This is a genomic window from Salinivibrio sp. ES.052, from assembly GCF_900141775.1.
Taxonomy (GTDB): Bacteria; Pseudomonadota; Gammaproteobacteria; order Enterobacterales; family Vibrionaceae; genus Salinivibrio.
The window spans coordinates 307,573-323,409 of the sequence record NZ_FSRI01000002.1; the positions used below are offsets into that span (position 1 = coordinate 307,573).

17 protein-coding genes and 7 tRNA genes are annotated in these 15,837 nt (G+C 49.9%); all 24 read right to left on the reverse strand.

Annotated features, from left to right (window positions below):
- Positions 1-26 precede the first annotated feature (26 nt).
- The 24 genes from BUQ98_RS11030 to rsmG all read right to left on the reverse strand — a co-directional run bounded on the left by BUQ98_RS11030 (position 27) and on the right by rsmG (position 15,836).
- Positions 27-398, reverse strand: coding sequence for a helix-turn-helix transcriptional regulator (locus BUQ98_RS11030; protein WP_074213886.1), 372 nt, complete (start codon positions 396-398; stop codon positions 27-29).
- 187 nt (positions 399-585) lie between these two features.
- Entirely contained in the window at positions 586-957 is a 372-nt protein-coding gene (locus BUQ98_RS11035) for a helix-turn-helix transcriptional regulator (protein ID WP_074213887.1), read from the reverse strand.
- 279 nt (positions 958-1,236) lie between these two features.
- Positions 1,237-3,072 (reverse strand): glutamine--fructose-6-phosphate transaminase (isomerizing), encoded by a 1,836-nt coding sequence (glmS, locus tag BUQ98_RS11040; protein ID WP_074213888.1) that lies wholly within the window; start codon positions 3,070-3,072, stop codon positions 1,237-1,239.
- Between the two features lie 21 nt (positions 3,073-3,093).
- Positions 3,094-3,858: a DeoR/GlpR family DNA-binding transcription regulator gene (locus tag BUQ98_RS11045; protein WP_074213889.1), complete on the reverse strand. Its 765-nt coding sequence runs from the start codon at positions 3,856-3,858 to the stop codon at positions 3,094-3,096.
- A 155-nt stretch (positions 3,859-4,013) separates the two neighbouring features.
- Positions 4,014-4,098: transfer RNA gene (locus tag BUQ98_RS11050), tRNA-Leu, on the reverse strand.
- A gap of 45 nt (positions 4,099-4,143) precedes the next feature.
- A tRNA-Leu gene (locus BUQ98_RS11055) sits at positions 4,144-4,230 on the reverse strand.
- Positions 4,231-4,271: 41 nt separating this feature from the next.
- Positions 4,272-4,348, reverse strand: a tRNA-Met gene (locus BUQ98_RS11060).
- A 9-nt stretch (positions 4,349-4,357) separates the two neighbouring features.
- Positions 4,358-4,432, reverse strand: a tRNA-Gln gene (locus BUQ98_RS11065).
- 39 nt (positions 4,433-4,471) lie between these two features.
- Positions 4,472-4,556: transfer RNA gene (locus BUQ98_RS11070), tRNA-Leu, on the reverse strand.
- Between the two features lie 42 nt (positions 4,557-4,598).
- Positions 4,599-4,675 (reverse strand) — tRNA-Arg (locus BUQ98_RS11075).
- Between the two features lie 2 nt (positions 4,676-4,677).
- Positions 4,678-4,752: transfer RNA gene (locus tag BUQ98_RS11080), tRNA-Gln, on the reverse strand.
- A 118-nt stretch (positions 4,753-4,870) separates the two neighbouring features.
- Positions 4,871-6,229, reverse strand: a complete 1,359-nt coding sequence (gene glmU / locus BUQ98_RS11085; protein ID WP_074213890.1) for a bifunctional UDP-N-acetylglucosamine diphosphorylase/glucosamine-1-phosphate N-acetyltransferase GlmU — start codon at positions 6,227-6,229, stop codon at positions 4,871-4,873.
- A 157-nt stretch (positions 6,230-6,386) separates the two neighbouring features.
- Complete coding sequence (locus BUQ98_RS11090; protein ID WP_074213891.1) at positions 6,387-6,809, reverse strand: F0F1 ATP synthase subunit epsilon; 423 nt, start codon at positions 6,807-6,809, stop codon at positions 6,387-6,389.
- Between the two features lie 19 nt (positions 6,810-6,828).
- Positions 6,829-8,232, reverse strand: a complete 1,404-nt coding sequence (gene atpD / locus BUQ98_RS11095; protein ID WP_074213892.1) for a F0F1 ATP synthase subunit beta — start codon at positions 8,230-8,232, stop codon at positions 6,829-6,831.
- A gap of 36 nt (positions 8,233-8,268) precedes the next feature.
- Positions 8,269-9,135, reverse strand: a complete 867-nt coding sequence (gene atpG, locus BUQ98_RS11100) for a F0F1 ATP synthase subunit gamma (protein ID WP_074213893.1) — start codon at positions 9,133-9,135, stop codon at positions 8,269-8,271.
- A 46-nt stretch (positions 9,136-9,181) separates the two neighbouring features.
- Positions 9,182-10,723: a F0F1 ATP synthase subunit alpha gene (atpA, locus tag BUQ98_RS11105; RefSeq protein WP_074213894.1), complete on the reverse strand. Its 1,542-nt coding sequence runs from the start codon at positions 10,721-10,723 to the stop codon at positions 9,182-9,184.
- Positions 10,724-10,738: 15 nt separating this feature from the next.
- Entirely contained in the window at positions 10,739-11,272 is a 534-nt protein-coding gene (atpH, locus tag BUQ98_RS11110; RefSeq protein WP_074213895.1) for a F0F1 ATP synthase subunit delta, read from the reverse strand.
- A 15-nt stretch (positions 11,273-11,287) separates the two neighbouring features.
- On the reverse strand, positions 11,288-11,758 hold the full coding sequence (gene atpF / locus BUQ98_RS11115) for a F0F1 ATP synthase subunit B (protein WP_074213896.1): 471 nt from the start codon (positions 11,756-11,758) through the stop codon (positions 11,288-11,290).
- A 52-nt stretch (positions 11,759-11,810) separates the two neighbouring features.
- Positions 11,811-12,062, reverse strand: a complete 252-nt coding sequence (gene atpE, locus BUQ98_RS11120; protein ID WP_025672872.1) for a F0F1 ATP synthase subunit C — start codon at positions 12,060-12,062, stop codon at positions 11,811-11,813.
- Between the two features lie 70 nt (positions 12,063-12,132).
- The gene (gene atpB, locus BUQ98_RS11125) at positions 12,133-12,921 is read right to left on the reverse strand and encodes a F0F1 ATP synthase subunit A (protein WP_074213897.1); all 789 of its coding nucleotides are present in this window, start codon (positions 12,919-12,921) and stop codon (positions 12,133-12,135) included.
- Positions 12,922-12,929: 8 nt separating this feature from the next.
- Positions 12,930-13,319 carry a F0F1 ATP synthase subunit I gene (locus BUQ98_RS11130; RefSeq protein WP_074213898.1) on the reverse strand — a complete coding sequence of 130 codons (390 nt, stop codon included), beginning with the start codon at positions 13,317-13,319 and terminating at the stop codon, positions 12,930-12,932.
- A gap of 180 nt (positions 13,320-13,499) precedes the next feature.
- Complete coding sequence (locus tag BUQ98_RS11135) at positions 13,500-14,390, reverse strand: ParB/RepB/Spo0J family partition protein (protein WP_074213899.1); 891 nt, start codon at positions 14,388-14,390, stop codon at positions 13,500-13,502.
- An 8-nt stretch (positions 14,391-14,398) separates the two neighbouring features.
- Positions 14,399-15,196: a ParA family protein gene (locus BUQ98_RS11140; RefSeq protein WP_074213900.1), complete on the reverse strand. Its 798-nt coding sequence runs from the start codon at positions 15,194-15,196 to the stop codon at positions 14,399-14,401.
- A 13-nt stretch (positions 15,197-15,209) separates the two neighbouring features.
- Positions 15,210-15,836 (reverse strand): 16S rRNA (guanine(527)-N(7))-methyltransferase RsmG, encoded by a 627-nt coding sequence (rsmG, locus tag BUQ98_RS11145; RefSeq protein ID WP_074213901.1) that lies wholly within the window; start codon positions 15,834-15,836, stop codon positions 15,210-15,212.
- Position 15,837 lies beyond the last annotated feature (1 nt).

Genomic DNA, 15,837 nt, shown 5'->3' on the forward strand with positions numbered 1-15,837 from the left:
CCGACATCGCATGTCGGGCCCTTTATTTATCGATCTCGCGGTTCAGGTGACAGCGACACCACATACTCAGCAATCGACAAAGCATTATCCATCACGGTTTGCCGCGCGACTTGTGGCATCTGGCTGAGTAGACTGGTCAAGGCAGCCAGATCATCGCGATGAGAAAATGCGATGTCCCGCTCATCTGTCTCGCCATGCACAAACCAATTAAAGGGGCGACCGGTGATCTCCGCAATCGTGACCAGCGCTAGGATTTTCGGATCCGTCTTACCCGATTCCATATCCAGATAGGTTTGACGCGCCACATTCAAACGCTGCGCCATCTCTACCTGAGTGATTTTACTGAATTCCCGTGCTTCACGGATCCGTTGCGCCATACGCGCGGTCGAAATCACCATGATTCATGCCTCATCTCTGCTACCCGAGCTGTATTAAACAAAAGCCCGTCACAACACCAACCCTGCATTATGCATGGCTAGATAGGCGTATCATGGTCGCACACATCGATAATGTGATGCTGCGCTGCTGATGCCTACCTCAGTAAGCAAGCACTTACCCGCATATCTAGTCGATCAGGCAGTGCTTTTATGCGCGCTGGGCCGCTTTAGAATAGTTCACTAAGAACGACGCCATGTTCACGCTTTGGTTCAAAATTGCTGTGCGTGCTTCATGCGGTAAACGAGAAAAGTGTTCGAGCAAGCGGTTCACATCTTGCTTGTATTGAACATCATGCATTTCGACATCTTCGTCACCGTAGACAAACCATACCAATGGGCGCTCTGTAAGCTCTGCGATATTGGAAAGCATGCGAACACGGGGTTCGGTTTTACCGTTTTCGATATCCAGATAAGTTTGGCGTGCAACATTGAGCAATTTAGCCATTTTTACCTGGGTAATCCCTTTCCACTCACGCGCTTCTTTAATGCGTTTTGCTACTTGGGTCTTGTTATCAATCATTGCTTCCTCTCTACAACTGGTCGATGTTTGTGTCTATACCCTAGGTATGCACAATGTAGGCCAGGTTATTAGGCAACCAACAATTACATATAAATCAATTATTTATAACAAAGAATAGCGTTCTGTTTAAAATTCCGTACGAGATGTCTGGGATCCGGTGCAAAATGATTTGCATTTTGCAACAAACATTGTGCAGATCGCATTTTTATAGCAAGAAAGACGTAACTGATAAAAGATCAACCACGCTCCTAGTCAGAGCGTGGTGAATGTTAGGCAGGCTTACTCAACTGTTACGGCTTTAGCAAGGTTACGAGGCTGGTCAACGTCAGTGCCTTTTATCAAGGCGACGTGATAAGACAACTGCTGCATCGGGATGGTGTAGAACACCGGAGCAATAATCTCATCCGCGTGTGGCATGGCAATGATATTCATCCCTTCTTCAGGGGCAAAACCGGCGTCTTGATCGGCAAACACATACAATTGGCCACCCCGTGCACGCACTTCTTCAATATTGGATTTCAGCTTCTCCAACAGCTCGTTATTCGGTGCAATCACGATGACCGGCATATCGGCGTCAATTAATGCCAATGGACCGTGTTTCAGCTCTCCCGCCGCGTAAGCTTCTGCGTGGATGTAAGAAATTTCCTTTAGTTTAAGCGCTGCTTCAACCGCTATCGGATAAAACTCACCACGCCCAAGGAAGAGCGCATGATGTTTGTCCGCGAAATCCTGAGCAAGCTGTTCGATGGCTTTATCAAACGTCAGGGCTTGCTCAATGCTAGAAGGCAGATGGTGTAAGGCATCAACAATCTCACGCTCCTTGTCACGTCCAATGGACCCCTGCATTTTGCCCAACGCGGTCACCAACATCAGCAAGGCTGAAAGCTGGGTGGTAAAGGCTTTGGTCGATGCCACACCAATTTCTGTCCCTGCGCGAGTCATAAAGGCCAAATCAGATTCACGCACCAGCGAGGAGCCTGCTACATTGCAAATCGCCATGGTGGCCATATAGCCGCGCTCTTTGGCCAAACGCAGTGCTGCTAGGGTGTCCGCGGTCTCGCCGGACTGCGATAAGGTAATCAGTACACTGTTCGGACGGGTAACAAACTGGCGATAGCGAAATTCTGACGCGATCTCCACATCACAGCTTACCCCTGCCAGCGATTCAAACCAATAACGCGCCACCATTCCCGCATTATAGGACGTGCCACACGCGATGATTTGAATATGCTGCGCTTTAGCGAGAATGTCACTGGCCCCATTGCCAATCGCCTCGACAATCACATGATCGCTGCCTAATCGTCCTTCCATGGTATTGGTGAGCGCGGTGGGTTGCTCGTAGATTTCTTTTTGCATGTAATGGCGATATTGCCCTTTATCGGCAGCGTCGTATTGAGCACTGGCTTCATGCACCTCACGCTCAACCCGTGTGCCTTCCTGGCTATAAATCGTCACGTCACGACGACTAATATCCGCCACATCCCCTTCTTCAAGGTAGATAAAGCGACGCGTCACATTCAATAGGGCCAACTGATCCGACGCGAGGAAGTTTTCCCCCACCCCCAACCCAATCACCAACGGGCTGCCTGAACGTGCCGCAATAAGACGCTCAGGCTGGTTTTTATCCATCACCACGGTACCATAAGCGCCTTCTAGCTGCTTAACGGTGCGTTGGAATGCCTCTAGCAAATCACCGCACTGTTGGAGCTCCCAGTCCACTAAGTGAGCGATCACTTCGGTATCGGTTTGCGAGTCAAATTGATAACCACGTGCCTGGAGTTGTTCACGCAATATTTGATGGTTTTCGATAATGCCATTGTGTACCACCGCAATATCATCTCCGGACATGTGTGGGTGGGCATTGGCTTCGCTGGGTTCACCGTGGGTTGCCCAACGCGTGTGTGCGATGCCGGTACCACCGATAGGATTAGATTCAGCCACCGCTTCCGATAACGCGGCTACCTTGCCTAAACGGCGTAAACGGGTTAACTGTCCCTGGTCGTCAGTGATCGCAACGCCAGCAGAATCATAACCACGGTATTCAAGCCGGCGTAAGCCCTCGACCAGAATTTCTGCCACATCACGCTGCGCCACAGCGCCTACAATTCCACACATAGTCTTTCCTTACTGGTCTTATTACTGGTCAGCACAGATCACATCTGTGCCGGTTTGTTCAATCGCACGCTTGAGTTCGTCGTCGAGTTGGCTATCGGTGATCAACGTATCGATACTGGACCACGCAAGCTCTAGATTGGGGATCCGACGGCCAATTTTGTCGGACTCAATCATCACCACCACTTCACGCGCGACCTCTGCCATCACGCGTGTGAGACCGGTCATTTCATTGAAGGTCGTGGTACCGCGTGCCACATCGATACCATCGGCACCGACAAACAATTGGTCAAAGTCGTACGCGCGCAAGGTTTGTTCGGCCACTTGGCCCTGGAAGGATTCCGAATGGGTATCCCAGGTACCCCCGGTCATCAGCAGCGTCGGCTCATGCTCCAGCTCTCGGATCGCATTGGCAACGTGCAGCGAATTAGTCATTACCACCAGCCCACGTTTTTGATCGAGAAGCGGGATTAAGGCGGCGGTGGTGGTGCCGCTATCGACCACGATGCGATTATGATCACGAATACGGGCCGCCGCGGCATCGGCAATGCTCTGCTTTTGTTTTGACACTTTAACGGCCTGCTCCGATACCATTTCTTGCGGTACAGGCACAGCTCCGCCATAACGGCGCAGTAGCAGGCCATTTTTTTCCAACTCAGCCAAGTCTTTACGAATGGTGACTTCGGAGGTTTCAAAGCGTTGCGAGAGCGTATCGACACTGACTTGCCCTTGTTCGGTCAATAAGGTGACGATAGTGTGACGACGTTGTTGGGTATTTCGTTTCGACATATAACCACTAAAGTTTCGATTCGAAACTTATAGTAGGGAAAACAAAACAAAGATCAAGTGAAAGCCAGTGAAAAATGTTGTTCTGTCACGTATCGGCGATTCGCTAGGATGCAGAAACGAAAAAAACCCACCAGCAAATGCTGATGGGTTTAATATGGTGCGGAAGGAGAGACTTGAACTCTCACACCTTGCGGCGCCAGAACCTAAATCTGGTGCGTCTACCAATTCCGCCACTTCCGCAAATTTTTATGATAGCTCGGCGGGCGGGCCGAGTATCAATTGTCTTGGTGCGGGGGGAGGGACTTGAACCCTCACGTCCTTTCGGACACTAGCACCTGAAGCTAGCGCGTCTACCAATTCCGCCACCGCCGCAAATCGGTGTGATCCACTGCGTTAGCAATAAATCGGGATAATGGTGGCTACGACGGGATTCGAACCTGTGACCCCATCATTATGAGTGATGTGCTCTAACCAACTGAGCTACGTAGCCAACCTAAAGTGGCTGGGGTACCAGGATTCGAACCTGGGAATGACGAGATCAAAACCCGTTGCCTTACCGCTTGGCGATACCCCAATTTTCCATGCCGCTTAACAGCCACATGTCTTTAATAAATGGTGCGGAAGGAGAGACTTGAACTCTCACACCTTGCGGCGCCAGAACCTAAATCTGGTGCGTCTACCAATTCCGCCACTTCCGCTTTCCAAATTGTTCATCTCACTTCATGGTAGTTGAAGAAAGATGGCGCGTCCGGGAGGATTCGAACCTCCGACCGCCTGGTTCGTAGCCAGGTACTCTATCCAGCTGAGCTACGGACGCGTTGGCTGGGGTACCAGGATTCGAACCTGGGAATGACGAGATCAAAACCCGTTGCCTTACCGCTTGGCGATACCCCAACTGAGGCGCGCATAATAGGCTGGTTTTTATCGGGAGTCAATACCTGATTTTACCAACCGCATAACTTTTAGCCGTTTAGACTAAAAAGCCGCTTTTACGCGCTCCACAGCCATTATTCTACTTTTTTTTCGGCCGTTGCCAAGCCTCAATTGTTCTTGGTTTTGCACGAGTGATGATAAGTTGACCATCGGCAACATCTTTACTGATCGTACTCCCGGCACCGACGGTCACACCTTTACCAATCACTACAGGTGCCACCAGCTGAGAGTCCGACCCAATAAAGGCATTATCTTTAATCACGGTTTTATGTTTATTGGCACCGTCATAGTTACAGGTGATTACGCCCGCACCAATATTCACATCGCGACCCACTTCGGTATCGCCCAGGTAAGTCAGATGGTTCGCTTTTGACCCTTCACCAAGACGAGACTTTTTCATTTCCACAAAGTTACCGACATGGGCGTCACAAGCCAGCTCCGCTCCTGGGCGCAAACGGGTAAACGGTCCTACCGTACAATCTTCACCAATACTCGCCCCTTCGACCACACTATACGGGCGAATGATCGTGTTATCGTCCACCTCACAATCAATCAGTACACTGCCCGCGCCAATGGTGACGTTATCGCCCAATGTCACACTGCCTTCAATGATCACGTTAGCGTCAATGGTGACATCTCGGCCACATTGCAACTGGCCACGCAAGTCGAAGCGGGCCGGATCGTTGAGCATCACTCCGCTCAGTAAAAGTTGTTCCGCCTGTATTTTTTGGTATTCACGTTCTAAACGCGATAGCTGAAGACGGTTATTCACACCTTCAACTTCCACAGGATTAACCGGATGAACAGCATGAACCGGTCGTCCCTGTTGGTGCGCCAAAGCAATGACGTCGGTTAAATAAAATTCACCTTGGGCATTATTATTATCTAACTGCGATAGCCAATGACGTAAATCCCGCCCTGTCGCCACCAACACCCCAGTATTAATCTCAGTAATCGCAAGCTGAGCGTCTGTGGCATCTTTTTGTTCAACAATCGCCACCACATCGCCATTATCACGAACGATACGGCCATAGCCGGTAGGATCGTCCTGATACACCGTTAATAACCCAATGCCGCCATCAGGCTGGCCATCCAACAAACGCTCCAGTGTCTGTGTAGAAATCAGAGGCACATCACCATAAAGGACAAGCACTTGCTCATTATCATCAAAATATGGCACGGCCTGCTGTACCGCATGACCGGTTCCCAGCTGCTCCGCTTGCAGACACCAATTCACTGGCGAGTGTGCCAACACACGTTGCATGGTGTCGCCCCCGTGGCCATAAACCAAATGGATCTGCGAGGCTCCCAAACCGTGACACGTATCGATCACGTGCTCAACCATCGGTTTCCCTGCTAATGGATGGAGTACCTTGGGTGTTTGAGAATACATGCGCGTACCTTTTCCGGCCGCAAGAATAACTGCACTGTATTGCATAACCTGTCCGTGATGAGATAAGTGGATTGACTACAAAGTTGCGCATAGTGTAGCGCGTTTTTATCGGTGAGCGAATCCTCTTGCGCACCATCCATAGGCGGCAACAATAAAAAAGCGACGCCGAAGCGTCGCTTTTATTCTCACCGTAAGCGCCTGATTAACGCTTGTGCTTGGTCAGCTCGATCACTCGAAGCTTCGCAATTGCCTTAGCCAGGTCACTGGCCGCTTGAGCAAAGTCGACGTCTTTGTGCTGATTATGGATCTTATCCTCAGCACGGCGCTTCGCTTCTTCCGCCTTGGCTTGGTCTAGCTCTTCACCACGGATTGCCGTGTCAGCCAGTACAGTGACTGTACTAGGCTGCACTTCAAGCGTGCCGCCAGAAAGATAAATAATCTCTTCGTCACCGCCTTGTTTGACGATGCGAACCATACCCGGCGTAATAGCGGTCAGCAGCGGTGTGTGTCCTGCGTGAATACCCAGTTCACCTTCGCTACCGGTCACCTGAATGTGCTCAGCACGACCAGAGAACAATTGTCGCTCTGCACTGACCACATCCAGATGGAAGGTTATCGCTGCCATATCGCCTCCTACTCAAGCCTTACAGGTTTTTCGCTTTTTCGAGCGCTTCTTCAATGCTACCGCAGTACAGGAATGCCTGCTCTGGGATATCATCGTACTCGCCACTTAGCAGGCCTTTAAAGCTTGCAATGGTGTCTTTCAGCGAAACATAAACACCTGGTTGGCCGGTGAAGACTTCGGCAACGTGGTAAGGCTGAGTCAAGAAACGCTCAATCTTACGTGCACGTGCAACCGTCAGTTTGTCTTCTTCAGACAGCTCATCCATACCCAGGATCGCAATGATATCTTTCAGCTCTTTATAGCGCTGAAGCACTGACTGTACGCCACGTGCGACATCATAGTGGTCTTGACCAACTACCAATGGATCCAACATACGTGATGTTGAGTCCAATGGGTCGATCGCTGGGTACATCCCCATTGACGCGATGTTACGTGACAATACAACCGTTGCATCCAAGTGGGCAAAGGTGGTAGCGGGTGACGGATCCGTCAAGTCATCCGCAGGAACATAAACCGCCTGTACCGAGGTAATAGAACCGGTACGGGTTGAGGTAATACGTTCTTGCAATACACCCATCTCTTCAGCCAACGTTGGCTGATAACCTACTGCCGATGGCATACGACCCAATAGGGCAGATACCTCAGTACCGGCAAGGGTATAGCGATAGATGTTATCGATGAACAGCAGAACATCACGGCCATCATCACGGAATTTTTCCGCCATGGTTAGACCGGTCAGTGCCACACGCAGGCGGTTACCTGGTGGCTCGTTCATCTGACCATAGACCATGGCCACTTTTGACTCTTCTGGTTTCTCGATGTTGACAACACCGGCTTCCTGCATTTCGTAGTAGAAGTCGTTACCCTCACGAGTACGCTCACCGACACCAGCGAAAACAGACAGACCCGAGTGTTGCAATGCGATGTTGTTGATAAGCTCCATCATGTTGACGGTTTTACCGACACCCGCACCACCGAACAGACCGATTTTACCGCCTTTCGCAAACGGGCAGATAAGGTCGATAACCTTCACGCCGGTTTCCAAAAGTTCGGTCGCGCTCGACTGCTCTTCGTAGCTTGGCGCTTCACGGTGGATAGAGTAACGCTCTTTCTCACCAAGATCGCCACGCTCATCAATCGCGTCACCCAAGACGTTGACGATACGTCCCAGTGTGGCTTCACCCACGGGCACTTCGATTGATTTACCTGTGTTTTCTACTTCGATTCCACGACGTAGACCATCAGATGAGCCCATAGCAATGGCACGGATGACGCCACCACCTAGCTGCTGCTGAACTTCCAGCACCAGACGCTCGCCTTCACGTTTCACATTCAACGCATCATATACTTTTGGTACTGCGTCTTGTGGAAACTCTACGTCGACTACCGCACCGATGATCTGAACGATCTTACCTGTAGCCATCGTTAATCCTCTAAACTAGTTCGTTAACCCTTGCCTTTACACCGCGCTTGCGCCAGAGACTATCTCTGACAGCTCTTGGGTGATCGCAGTCTGACGGGCTTTGTTGTAAACCAACTGCAGATCATCAATAAGATTGCCTGCATTGTCGGTCGCAGCTTTCATCGCCACCATACGTGCCGCTTGCTCACTGGCGAGGTTTTCAACCACACCTTGATACACTTGTGATTCCGCATAGCGGACCAATAAGGTATCGAGCAAGGGTTTTGGCTCGGGTTCATAGATATAATCCCAAGCGTGGCTGCGCTGCATATCCTCATCATCTGATTTTGGCAAAGGCAGCAATTGATCGATCACTGGGGTCTGCACCATGGTGTTTTCGAACTTATTGAAAACTAGGTACAAGCGGTCCAGCTCGCCTTCATCATATTTTCTCAGCATCACCCCAACCGTACCGATCAGGTCTTCCAAGACAGGGGTATCCCCTAAACCAGAAGTTTGTGCCACTACATTGCCGCCGTAACTGTTAAAAAAGGCGGTCGCTTTTGCCCCAACCAGTGCCATATCAATTTCAGCACCTTTTTGAGTCCAGCTTTCCATGTCATTGATGACGCTTTTGAACAAGTTAATGTTCAAACCACCACACAAGCCACGGTCTGTAGAAATAATGATGTAACCAACGCGCTTGGCTTCCCGCTCTTCCAGATAAGGATGACGGTACTCCAAGTTACCCAGTGCAAGATGACCGATCACTTTGCGCATAGTGACAGCATATGGACGTGACGATTCCCTGGCTTCTTGCGTTTTACGCATTTTGGAGGCTGCCACCATTTCCATCGCTTTAGTGATCTTCTGTGTGTTTTTCACACTTCCGATCTTATTACGAATCTCTTTTGCGCCGGCCATAGTTACTCTCCGTTAGTGGGTGACCACCAAGGTGGTCACCTACGTGTTACCAAGTCTGGGTCGCTTTGAAATCGTCCAACAGCTTTCTCAGCTGTGCATCAACGTCATCGTTGTAAGCACCAGACTCATCAATCTGAGCCGCTAAGTCAGCATACTGACTCTTCGCAAAGGCCAATAACGAGCGCTCAAAGTCGCCGATCTTGTTCAGCTCAACGTCTTCCAAGTAGCCTTTTTCAGCAGCAAAAATAACCATCGACTGCTCGAACACAGACATCGGTGCATATTGCATTTGCTTCATCAGCTCGGTCACTTTCTGACCGTGATCCAATTGCTTCTTGGTAGCATCATCCAAATCGGATGAGAACTGAGCAAACGCCGCAAGCTCACGATATTGGGCCAAGGCTGTACGAATACCGCCTGAGAGCTTTTTCATGATCTTGGTTTGCGCCGAACCACCCACACGAGAGACCGAGATCCCTGGGTCTACCGCTGGACGGATACCGGAGTTAAATAGCTCGGTTTGCAAGAAGATCTGACCGTCAGTAATCGAGATAACGTTAGTCGGTACGAACGCCGATACGTCACCGGCTTGGGTTTCAATGATAGGCAGCGCCGTCAATGAACCGGTTTTGCCTTTCACTTCACCCTTGGTGAACTCTTCCACATAGTGCGCGTTGACACGTGCCGCACGCTCTAGAAGGCGCGAGTGCAAGTAGAAAACGTCACCAGGGAAGGCTTCACGACCCGGTGGACGACGTAGTAGCAATGAAATCTGACGGTAAGCAACGGCCTGCTTAGACAGGTCATCGTAGACAATCAGTGCATCTTCACCACGGTCACGGAAGTATTCACCCATTGCACACCCGGAATAAGGCGCCAGGTATTGCAAGGCTGCTGCTTCAGAGGCTGATGCCACCACCACGATGGTGTTTTTCAATGCATCATGCTCTTCTAGCTTACGTACTACGTTGGCAATGGTAGACGCTTTTTGACCAATCGCTACGTAGATAGAGTAGATACCCGAATTTTTCTGGTTAATGATCGCATCGATTGCCAGCGCGGTTTTACCCGTTTGGCGGTCACCGATGATCAGCTCACGCTGGCCTCGGCCGATAGGGATCATTGAGTCAACCGCTTTGTAGCCCGTTTGTACAGGCTGGTCAACCGATTGACGGGCGATAACACCTGGGGCGATCACTTCAACTGGCGAAGTGGTTTTTGCCTCGATCGGCCCTTTGCCGTCAATAGGCTCACCCAGGGTATTCACCACTCGGCCCAATAATTCAGGGCCTGTTGGAACTTCAAGAATACGGCCAGTGCCGGTTACTTTCATGCCTTCTTGCAGATCCGAATACGGACCCATCACAACCGCACCCACTGAGTCACGCTCAAGGTTCAATGCTAGCGCATAGCGGTTACCAGGCAGTTCAATCATTTCCCCTTGCATCGCATCTGCAAGGCCATGGATACGAATGATACCGTCGCTGACTGACACGATAGTACCTTCGTTACGCGCTTCACTCACAACGTCGAATTTCTCAATGCGTTGTTTGATCAGATCGCTTATTTCCGTGGAATTAAGTTGCATGCTCCAATTCCCCAATCAAGACTGCAATGCATCGCTCAGGCGGCGTATACGGCCACTTACTGAGTTATCGATGACCAAGTCTCCAGCTCGAATAATAACCCCGGCAACCAGGGCTTCGTCTACACTACAGTTCAGCTTTATTTTGCGCTCAAGACGCGTCGCGAGCTTATCACTGATGGCTTGTTGTTGCTCTTCAGAAAGAGCCGTCGCTGAAATCACTTGGACCTCAACTTCTTTTTCTAGCTCCAAGCGCATGGCCAGGAACTGTTCACAAACCTCAGGAAGAGCTTTTAGGCGCTTATTTTCCGCCATCACCTTAATTAGGTTCTGACCGAAATCGTTGAGCTGATCACCGCCAACTGTGATGAATATATCGGCCAATTTCTCAGCAGAGTAAGACGCCTCCAACATATGTTGAACGCGTTCATCACGGGCAATCTCAGCAGTAAAGGCGAGCATTTCAGCCCATTGAGCCAACTCGCCCTTTTCTACCGCAAAATCAAAGGCTGCTTTCGCGTAGGGGCGAGCGAGTGTTGTCAGTTCAGACATTGCTGCCCCTCCTTGTTACAGTTCTGCAGTGATTTTATCGAGAAGATCTTTATGAGCATTCTCATCAATCGAACGCTCAATAATTTTCTCGGCACCAATAACAGCGAGCGATGCAACTTGCTTACGCAGCTCATCGCGAGCTCGATTACGCTCGGCTTCTAGCTCGGCTTTACCCTGATTTAGGATATTGTCGCGCTCAGCAGACGCTTCCGCACGTGCCTCATCAAGGATTTGTGCTTTGCGCTTATTGGCCTGCTCGATAACATCAGTTGCAGCGCGCTTCGCTTCTTTTAATTGATCAGAAGCGTTCGCCTGGGCTAAATCCAGGTCTTTGGCAGCACGATCGGCTGCCGCAAGTCCGTCAGCAATTTTTTTCTGACGCTCTTCAATCGCTTGCATCAATGGTGGCCATACATATTTCATGCAGAACCACACAAAGATAGTGAATGCGATTGCCTGGCCTAGCAGAGTTGCGTTGATATTCACAACGGCGCCTCCTTAATCATTAGCTAAAGGATCAGTTCAGCTACAAGCCAGTTTACAGTTGACCCACAAATGGGTTCGCGAAAGTGAACAGCAGTGCGATTACAATACCAATCATTGGCACTGCATCGAGAAGACCTGCGATGATGAACATCTTCACTTGCAGCATAGGAGCCATCTCAGGTTGACGTGCTGCACCTTCAAGGAATTTACCACCCAGCAGGGCGAAACCAATCGCAGTACCAAGGGAAGCAAGACCTACAATGATGCCCACGGCAATTGCAGAAAAGCTCAATAAAGTTTCCATCACTATCTCCAGTTTTCGTTGTCGGCTTTGAGCCAATAATGACTAACAAATTGCTTACTAAAAAATGTCATCAATGATCTGGGTCTTCGTGTGCCTGAGACAGGTACACGACAGTCAACATCATAAAGACAAAGGCTTGAATCGTAATGACTAGAATGTGGAAGATTGCCCACGGCACAGAACCCAGCCATTGTGCCCACCACGGCAACAAGGCCGCGATAAGAATAAATACCACCTCACCGGCAAACATATTACCGAACAAACGCATCCCGAGTGAAATAGGTTTCGCCAACAGCGAGACGATTTCCAACAGGAGGTTAAACGGAATCATGATGGGGTGATTGAACGGGTGCAGCGCCAGCTCTTTGGCAAAGCCACCAACACCTTTTATCTTGATGCTATAAAAAATCATCAAGAAGAACACGCCCAGCGCCATCGCAAGGGTGATATTTACGTCTGCAGTTGGCACCACTTTCAAGTATGGAATGCCCAACCAGTGTTCCGCCGGATAAGGAAGAAAATCGATAGGAATCAAGTCCATCGTATTCATCAGGAATATCCAGACGAAGATAGTCAGGGCCAAAGGTGCGATCAGTGGATTTCGTCCATGGAAGGTTTCGCGGACATTATCATCAACGAATTCAACCAAAATCTCGACAAAACACTGAAGCTTACCCGGAACACCTGTCGATGCTTTCTTTGCCACCGATCGGAAAATGCCTAAGAAGACGATGCCGATGAGGACAGAGAAAAACAGGCTATCAATGTGAACCGCCCAAAACCCCTCACCGCTTGACAAGTGTGTCAGGTGGTGAGTGATATAGCTAGACGGTGTAAGCGCATCACCTGACGCAGCCATAACTCATCCTATTTGTTGTTGTTAATGAATAAAACTGGCGCAAAGATATTAATCCCTAATGCCAGCAAATAGGCCAGTTTGAGGGGAACAAGTTCCACCTCGACATACAGGTAAGCAAGGACAAACAAGACGACGGTCAGTGAAATTTTTAGGACTTCACCACCAAAGAAGGACGCGACTACAAATTTTGCAGCTCTTGCCCCACTAAAAAGGAAAGCACACGACGCAAATACGGCATTGGCTATCACAAAGATACCCCCACCGATTAACGCGGATTTTCCCCAGTCGACATTGATGGCAAGTGCCATCACGATTGCCGTTGCTAATACGACGCCAGCTTGCAAAAGCACCAATTTTGTCGCGATTTCGCGACCCGGCCGCGCGAGCGTCGATACCATGTATTTGTTCCTCGATTCCGTTCCACTTAGCACTGTTGCCGTGCTGGGAAAACAGCAAAAATTATACGTTTCGCCCCAGCTAATGCAATCGCATCGATGTAAAAAAGCAGGGAAAATTTTACAACAGAGTAACCTGATCACAGTAAGCGCTTTTATGTAACAAAAAGCGAATGGCATAGGTCACATTTCTTCGTCGAAAATTGCAAGAATTTGCGCTAACTTTTCAGATTCTTCGAAATTAATCACTAATTTGCCACTACCGTTTTTCTGTTGTGTTAATGCCACACTCACCCCAAACTTGTCACTTAAGCGCTGTTGAAGCGCTTCAACTTCAGGTGATAATTTAGGCTTTTCCGTTTCAACCGGTGGCGAAAGCATCTTTTTTACTAGTTTTTCTATCTGGCGAACCGTCATCTTTTTATTGACAGCGGTCAGAGCGGCATCAATTTGCGTGTCGCCTTCCAGTGCTAATAGGGCACGTGCGTGACCCATCTCGAGTTGTTTATTAAGCAGCAATTGCCGCACGCCGGACTCCAATCCATTTAACCGAAGTAGGTTACTGATGGTGGCCCGGGACTTACCCAACGACTCAGCTAATTGTTGATGGGTAAGTTCAAATTCATCCACTAAACGCGCCAATGCTTGCGCTTCTTCCATCGCATTGAGGTTCTCGCGTTGAATGTTTTCAATCAAAGCAACCGCACTGGCGACTTTATCGGTCATCTCACGCACCAAACAAGGCACACTTTTTAGCCCTGCCTGTTTGGCGGCTCGCCAACGGCGTTCCCCAGCAATGATTTCGTAACGCCCAGAAGCGATTTGACGCACCACTAAGGGTTGAATCACCCCTTGGGCTCGGATCGACTCTGTCAGTTCCTCAAGCGCCTCTTCAGCCATGCCTTGTCGAGGCTGATACTGACCCGGTTCCAGCGCAGTGACCGGCAACTGCTGTAATTCACTGTTGCTGGTATCGGTGGATTCAGGGGCCGCTGTTTGTGAAGACTGTGCTTGTGCACTGGTCGCCAGCAAGGCATCCAGGCCCTTTCCAAGACCGCGTTTCGCTGAATTCATTGTATTCCTCAGGCATTGGCAGCGTCTGGCGAGGAGCGAGCTTGCTCTTCGCGACGCAGAATTTCACCCGCAAGGGCGAGGTAGGCTTTGGCACCGCTCGATAGTTTGTCGTAGTACATGGCGGGTCGGCCATGACTTGGCGCTTCCGCGAGCCGCACGTTGCGGGGAATCACTGTACGATACACCTTATCACCGAAGTGTTTTTTGATCTGATCCGATACTTCGGTCGCTAATCGGTTACGCGGGTCATACATCGTACGTAACACCCCCTCCACATGTAGCTCCGCGTTGACCACACTGGCGAGCTTGCTAATGGTATCCATCAATGCGGTTAAGCCTTCTAAGGCGAAGTACTCACACTGCATTGGCACCAAGACGGAATTAGCCGCTGTCATCGCATTGATGGTGAGCAAGTTTAGTGAGGGAGGGCAGTCAATAAAGATATAGTCGTAGCGATCGATCACAGGTTCAAGCATGGTCCGCAAGCGAACCTCTCGGGCAAACACTTCCATCAACTTGATTTCAGCGGCGGTCACGTCACCATTGGCTGCAATTAAGTGGTAGCTGCCGGTTGTGTCATCAACCACCACTTGTTCGAACGGGGTTTCTTCAATGAGCAGATCGTAGGTCGTGGCATGAACATCATATTTGTCGACGCCACTGGCCATGGTCGCATTGCCTTGTGGGTCCAGATCGATCAGTAGCACCTTGCGATTGGTGGCAGCCAGTGATGCTGCGAGATTGACACTCGTGGTGGTTTTACCCACGCCGCCCTTTTGGTTTGCTACCGCGATAACTTTACCCACGTGCTGTTGACCTCTACTCGTTACTCTTGGCTCTCAAGATTACTAGATGACGCGCCCCTTCCAATCCCGGTACCTTCAAAGCTTTGATATCGGTCACAGAACAATCAGCCGGGAGTGCATCGATTTCTTGCTGGTCGACTTGGCCTTTCAACGCATAAAAACGCCCTTGTGCATGCGGTAAGTGGTGGCACCAGCTCACCATGTCGCTCATCGATGCAAAGGCGCGACTGAGTACAGCATCAAATCCGTGGTCAGGGGTAAAGTCTTCTACGCGACTTTGAACCGGTATCACGTTTGTTAGACCAAGTTCATGCAGGACCTGACGAATAAAGCGGATCCGTTTGCCCAAACTGTCTAATAACGTGAAATGCTTATCTGGGTTAGCAATGGCTAACGGGATCCCCGGCAAGCCAGGCCCTGTCCCAACATCGATAAAATGATCGCCATGAAGATGCGGGGATACAACGAGGCTATCGAGAATATGTTTCACCACCATGTCATCAGGGCGACGGACAGAGGTTAAGTTATAGGCTTTATTCCACTTGTGCAGCAAGCGTACATAATCAATTAATTGTTGCTGTTGAAGCGTCGACAGGCTTAGGCCAGCTTTCGCTAGCCCCTGTTGTAGTTGTTGTTCCATT

Coding starts and splice junctions, on each gene's coding strand:
- BUQ98_RS11130 (WP_074213898.1), bottom strand. CDS start 13,319: ATGGTATCGACGCTCGCGCGGCCGGGTCGCGAAATCGCGACAAAATTG.
- atpG (WP_074213893.1), bottom strand. CDS start 9,135: ATGGCCGGCGCAAAAGAGATTCGTAATAAGATCGGAAGTGTGAAAAAC.
- glmU (WP_074213890.1), bottom strand. CDS start 6,229: ATGCAATACAGTGCAGTTATTCTTGCGGCCGGAAAAGGTACGCGCATG.
- BUQ98_RS11030 (WP_074213886.1), bottom strand. CDS start 398: ATGGTGATTTCGACCGCGCGTATGGCGCAACGGATCCGTGAAGCACGG.
- atpB (WP_074213897.1), bottom strand. CDS start 12,921: ATGGCTGCGTCAGGTGATGCGCTTACACCGTCTAGCTATATCACTCAC.
- rsmG (WP_074213901.1), bottom strand. CDS start 15,836: ATGGAACAACAACTACAACAGGGGCTAGCGAAAGCTGGCCTAAGCCTG.
- BUQ98_RS11135 (WP_074213899.1), bottom strand. CDS start 14,390: ATGAATTCAGCGAAACGCGGTCTTGGAAAGGGCCTGGATGCCTTGCTG.
- BUQ98_RS11035 (WP_074213887.1), bottom strand. CDS start 957: ATGATTGATAACAAGACCCAAGTAGCAAAACGCATTAAAGAAGCGCGT.
- atpA (WP_074213894.1), bottom strand. CDS start 10,723: ATGCAACTTAATTCCACGGAAATAAGCGATCTGATCAAACAACGCATT.
- atpE (WP_025672872.1), bottom strand. CDS start 12,062: ATGGAAACTTTATTGAGCTTTTCTGCAATTGCCGTGGGCATCATTGTA.
- glmS (WP_074213888.1), bottom strand. CDS start 3,072: ATGTGTGGAATTGTAGGCGCTGTGGCGCAGCGTGATGTGGCAGAAATT.
- BUQ98_RS11045 (WP_074213889.1), bottom strand. CDS start 3,858: ATGTCGAAACGAAATACCCAACAACGTCGTCACACTATCGTCACCTTA.
- BUQ98_RS11090 (WP_074213891.1), bottom strand. CDS start 6,809: ATGGCAGCGATAACCTTCCATCTGGATGTGGTCAGTGCAGAGCGACAA.
- atpH (WP_074213895.1), bottom strand. CDS start 11,272: ATGTCTGAACTGACAACACTCGCTCGCCCCTACGCGAAAGCAGCCTTT.
- atpD (WP_074213892.1), bottom strand. CDS start 8,232: ATGGCTACAGGTAAGATCGTTCAGATCATCGGTGCGGTAGTCGACGTA.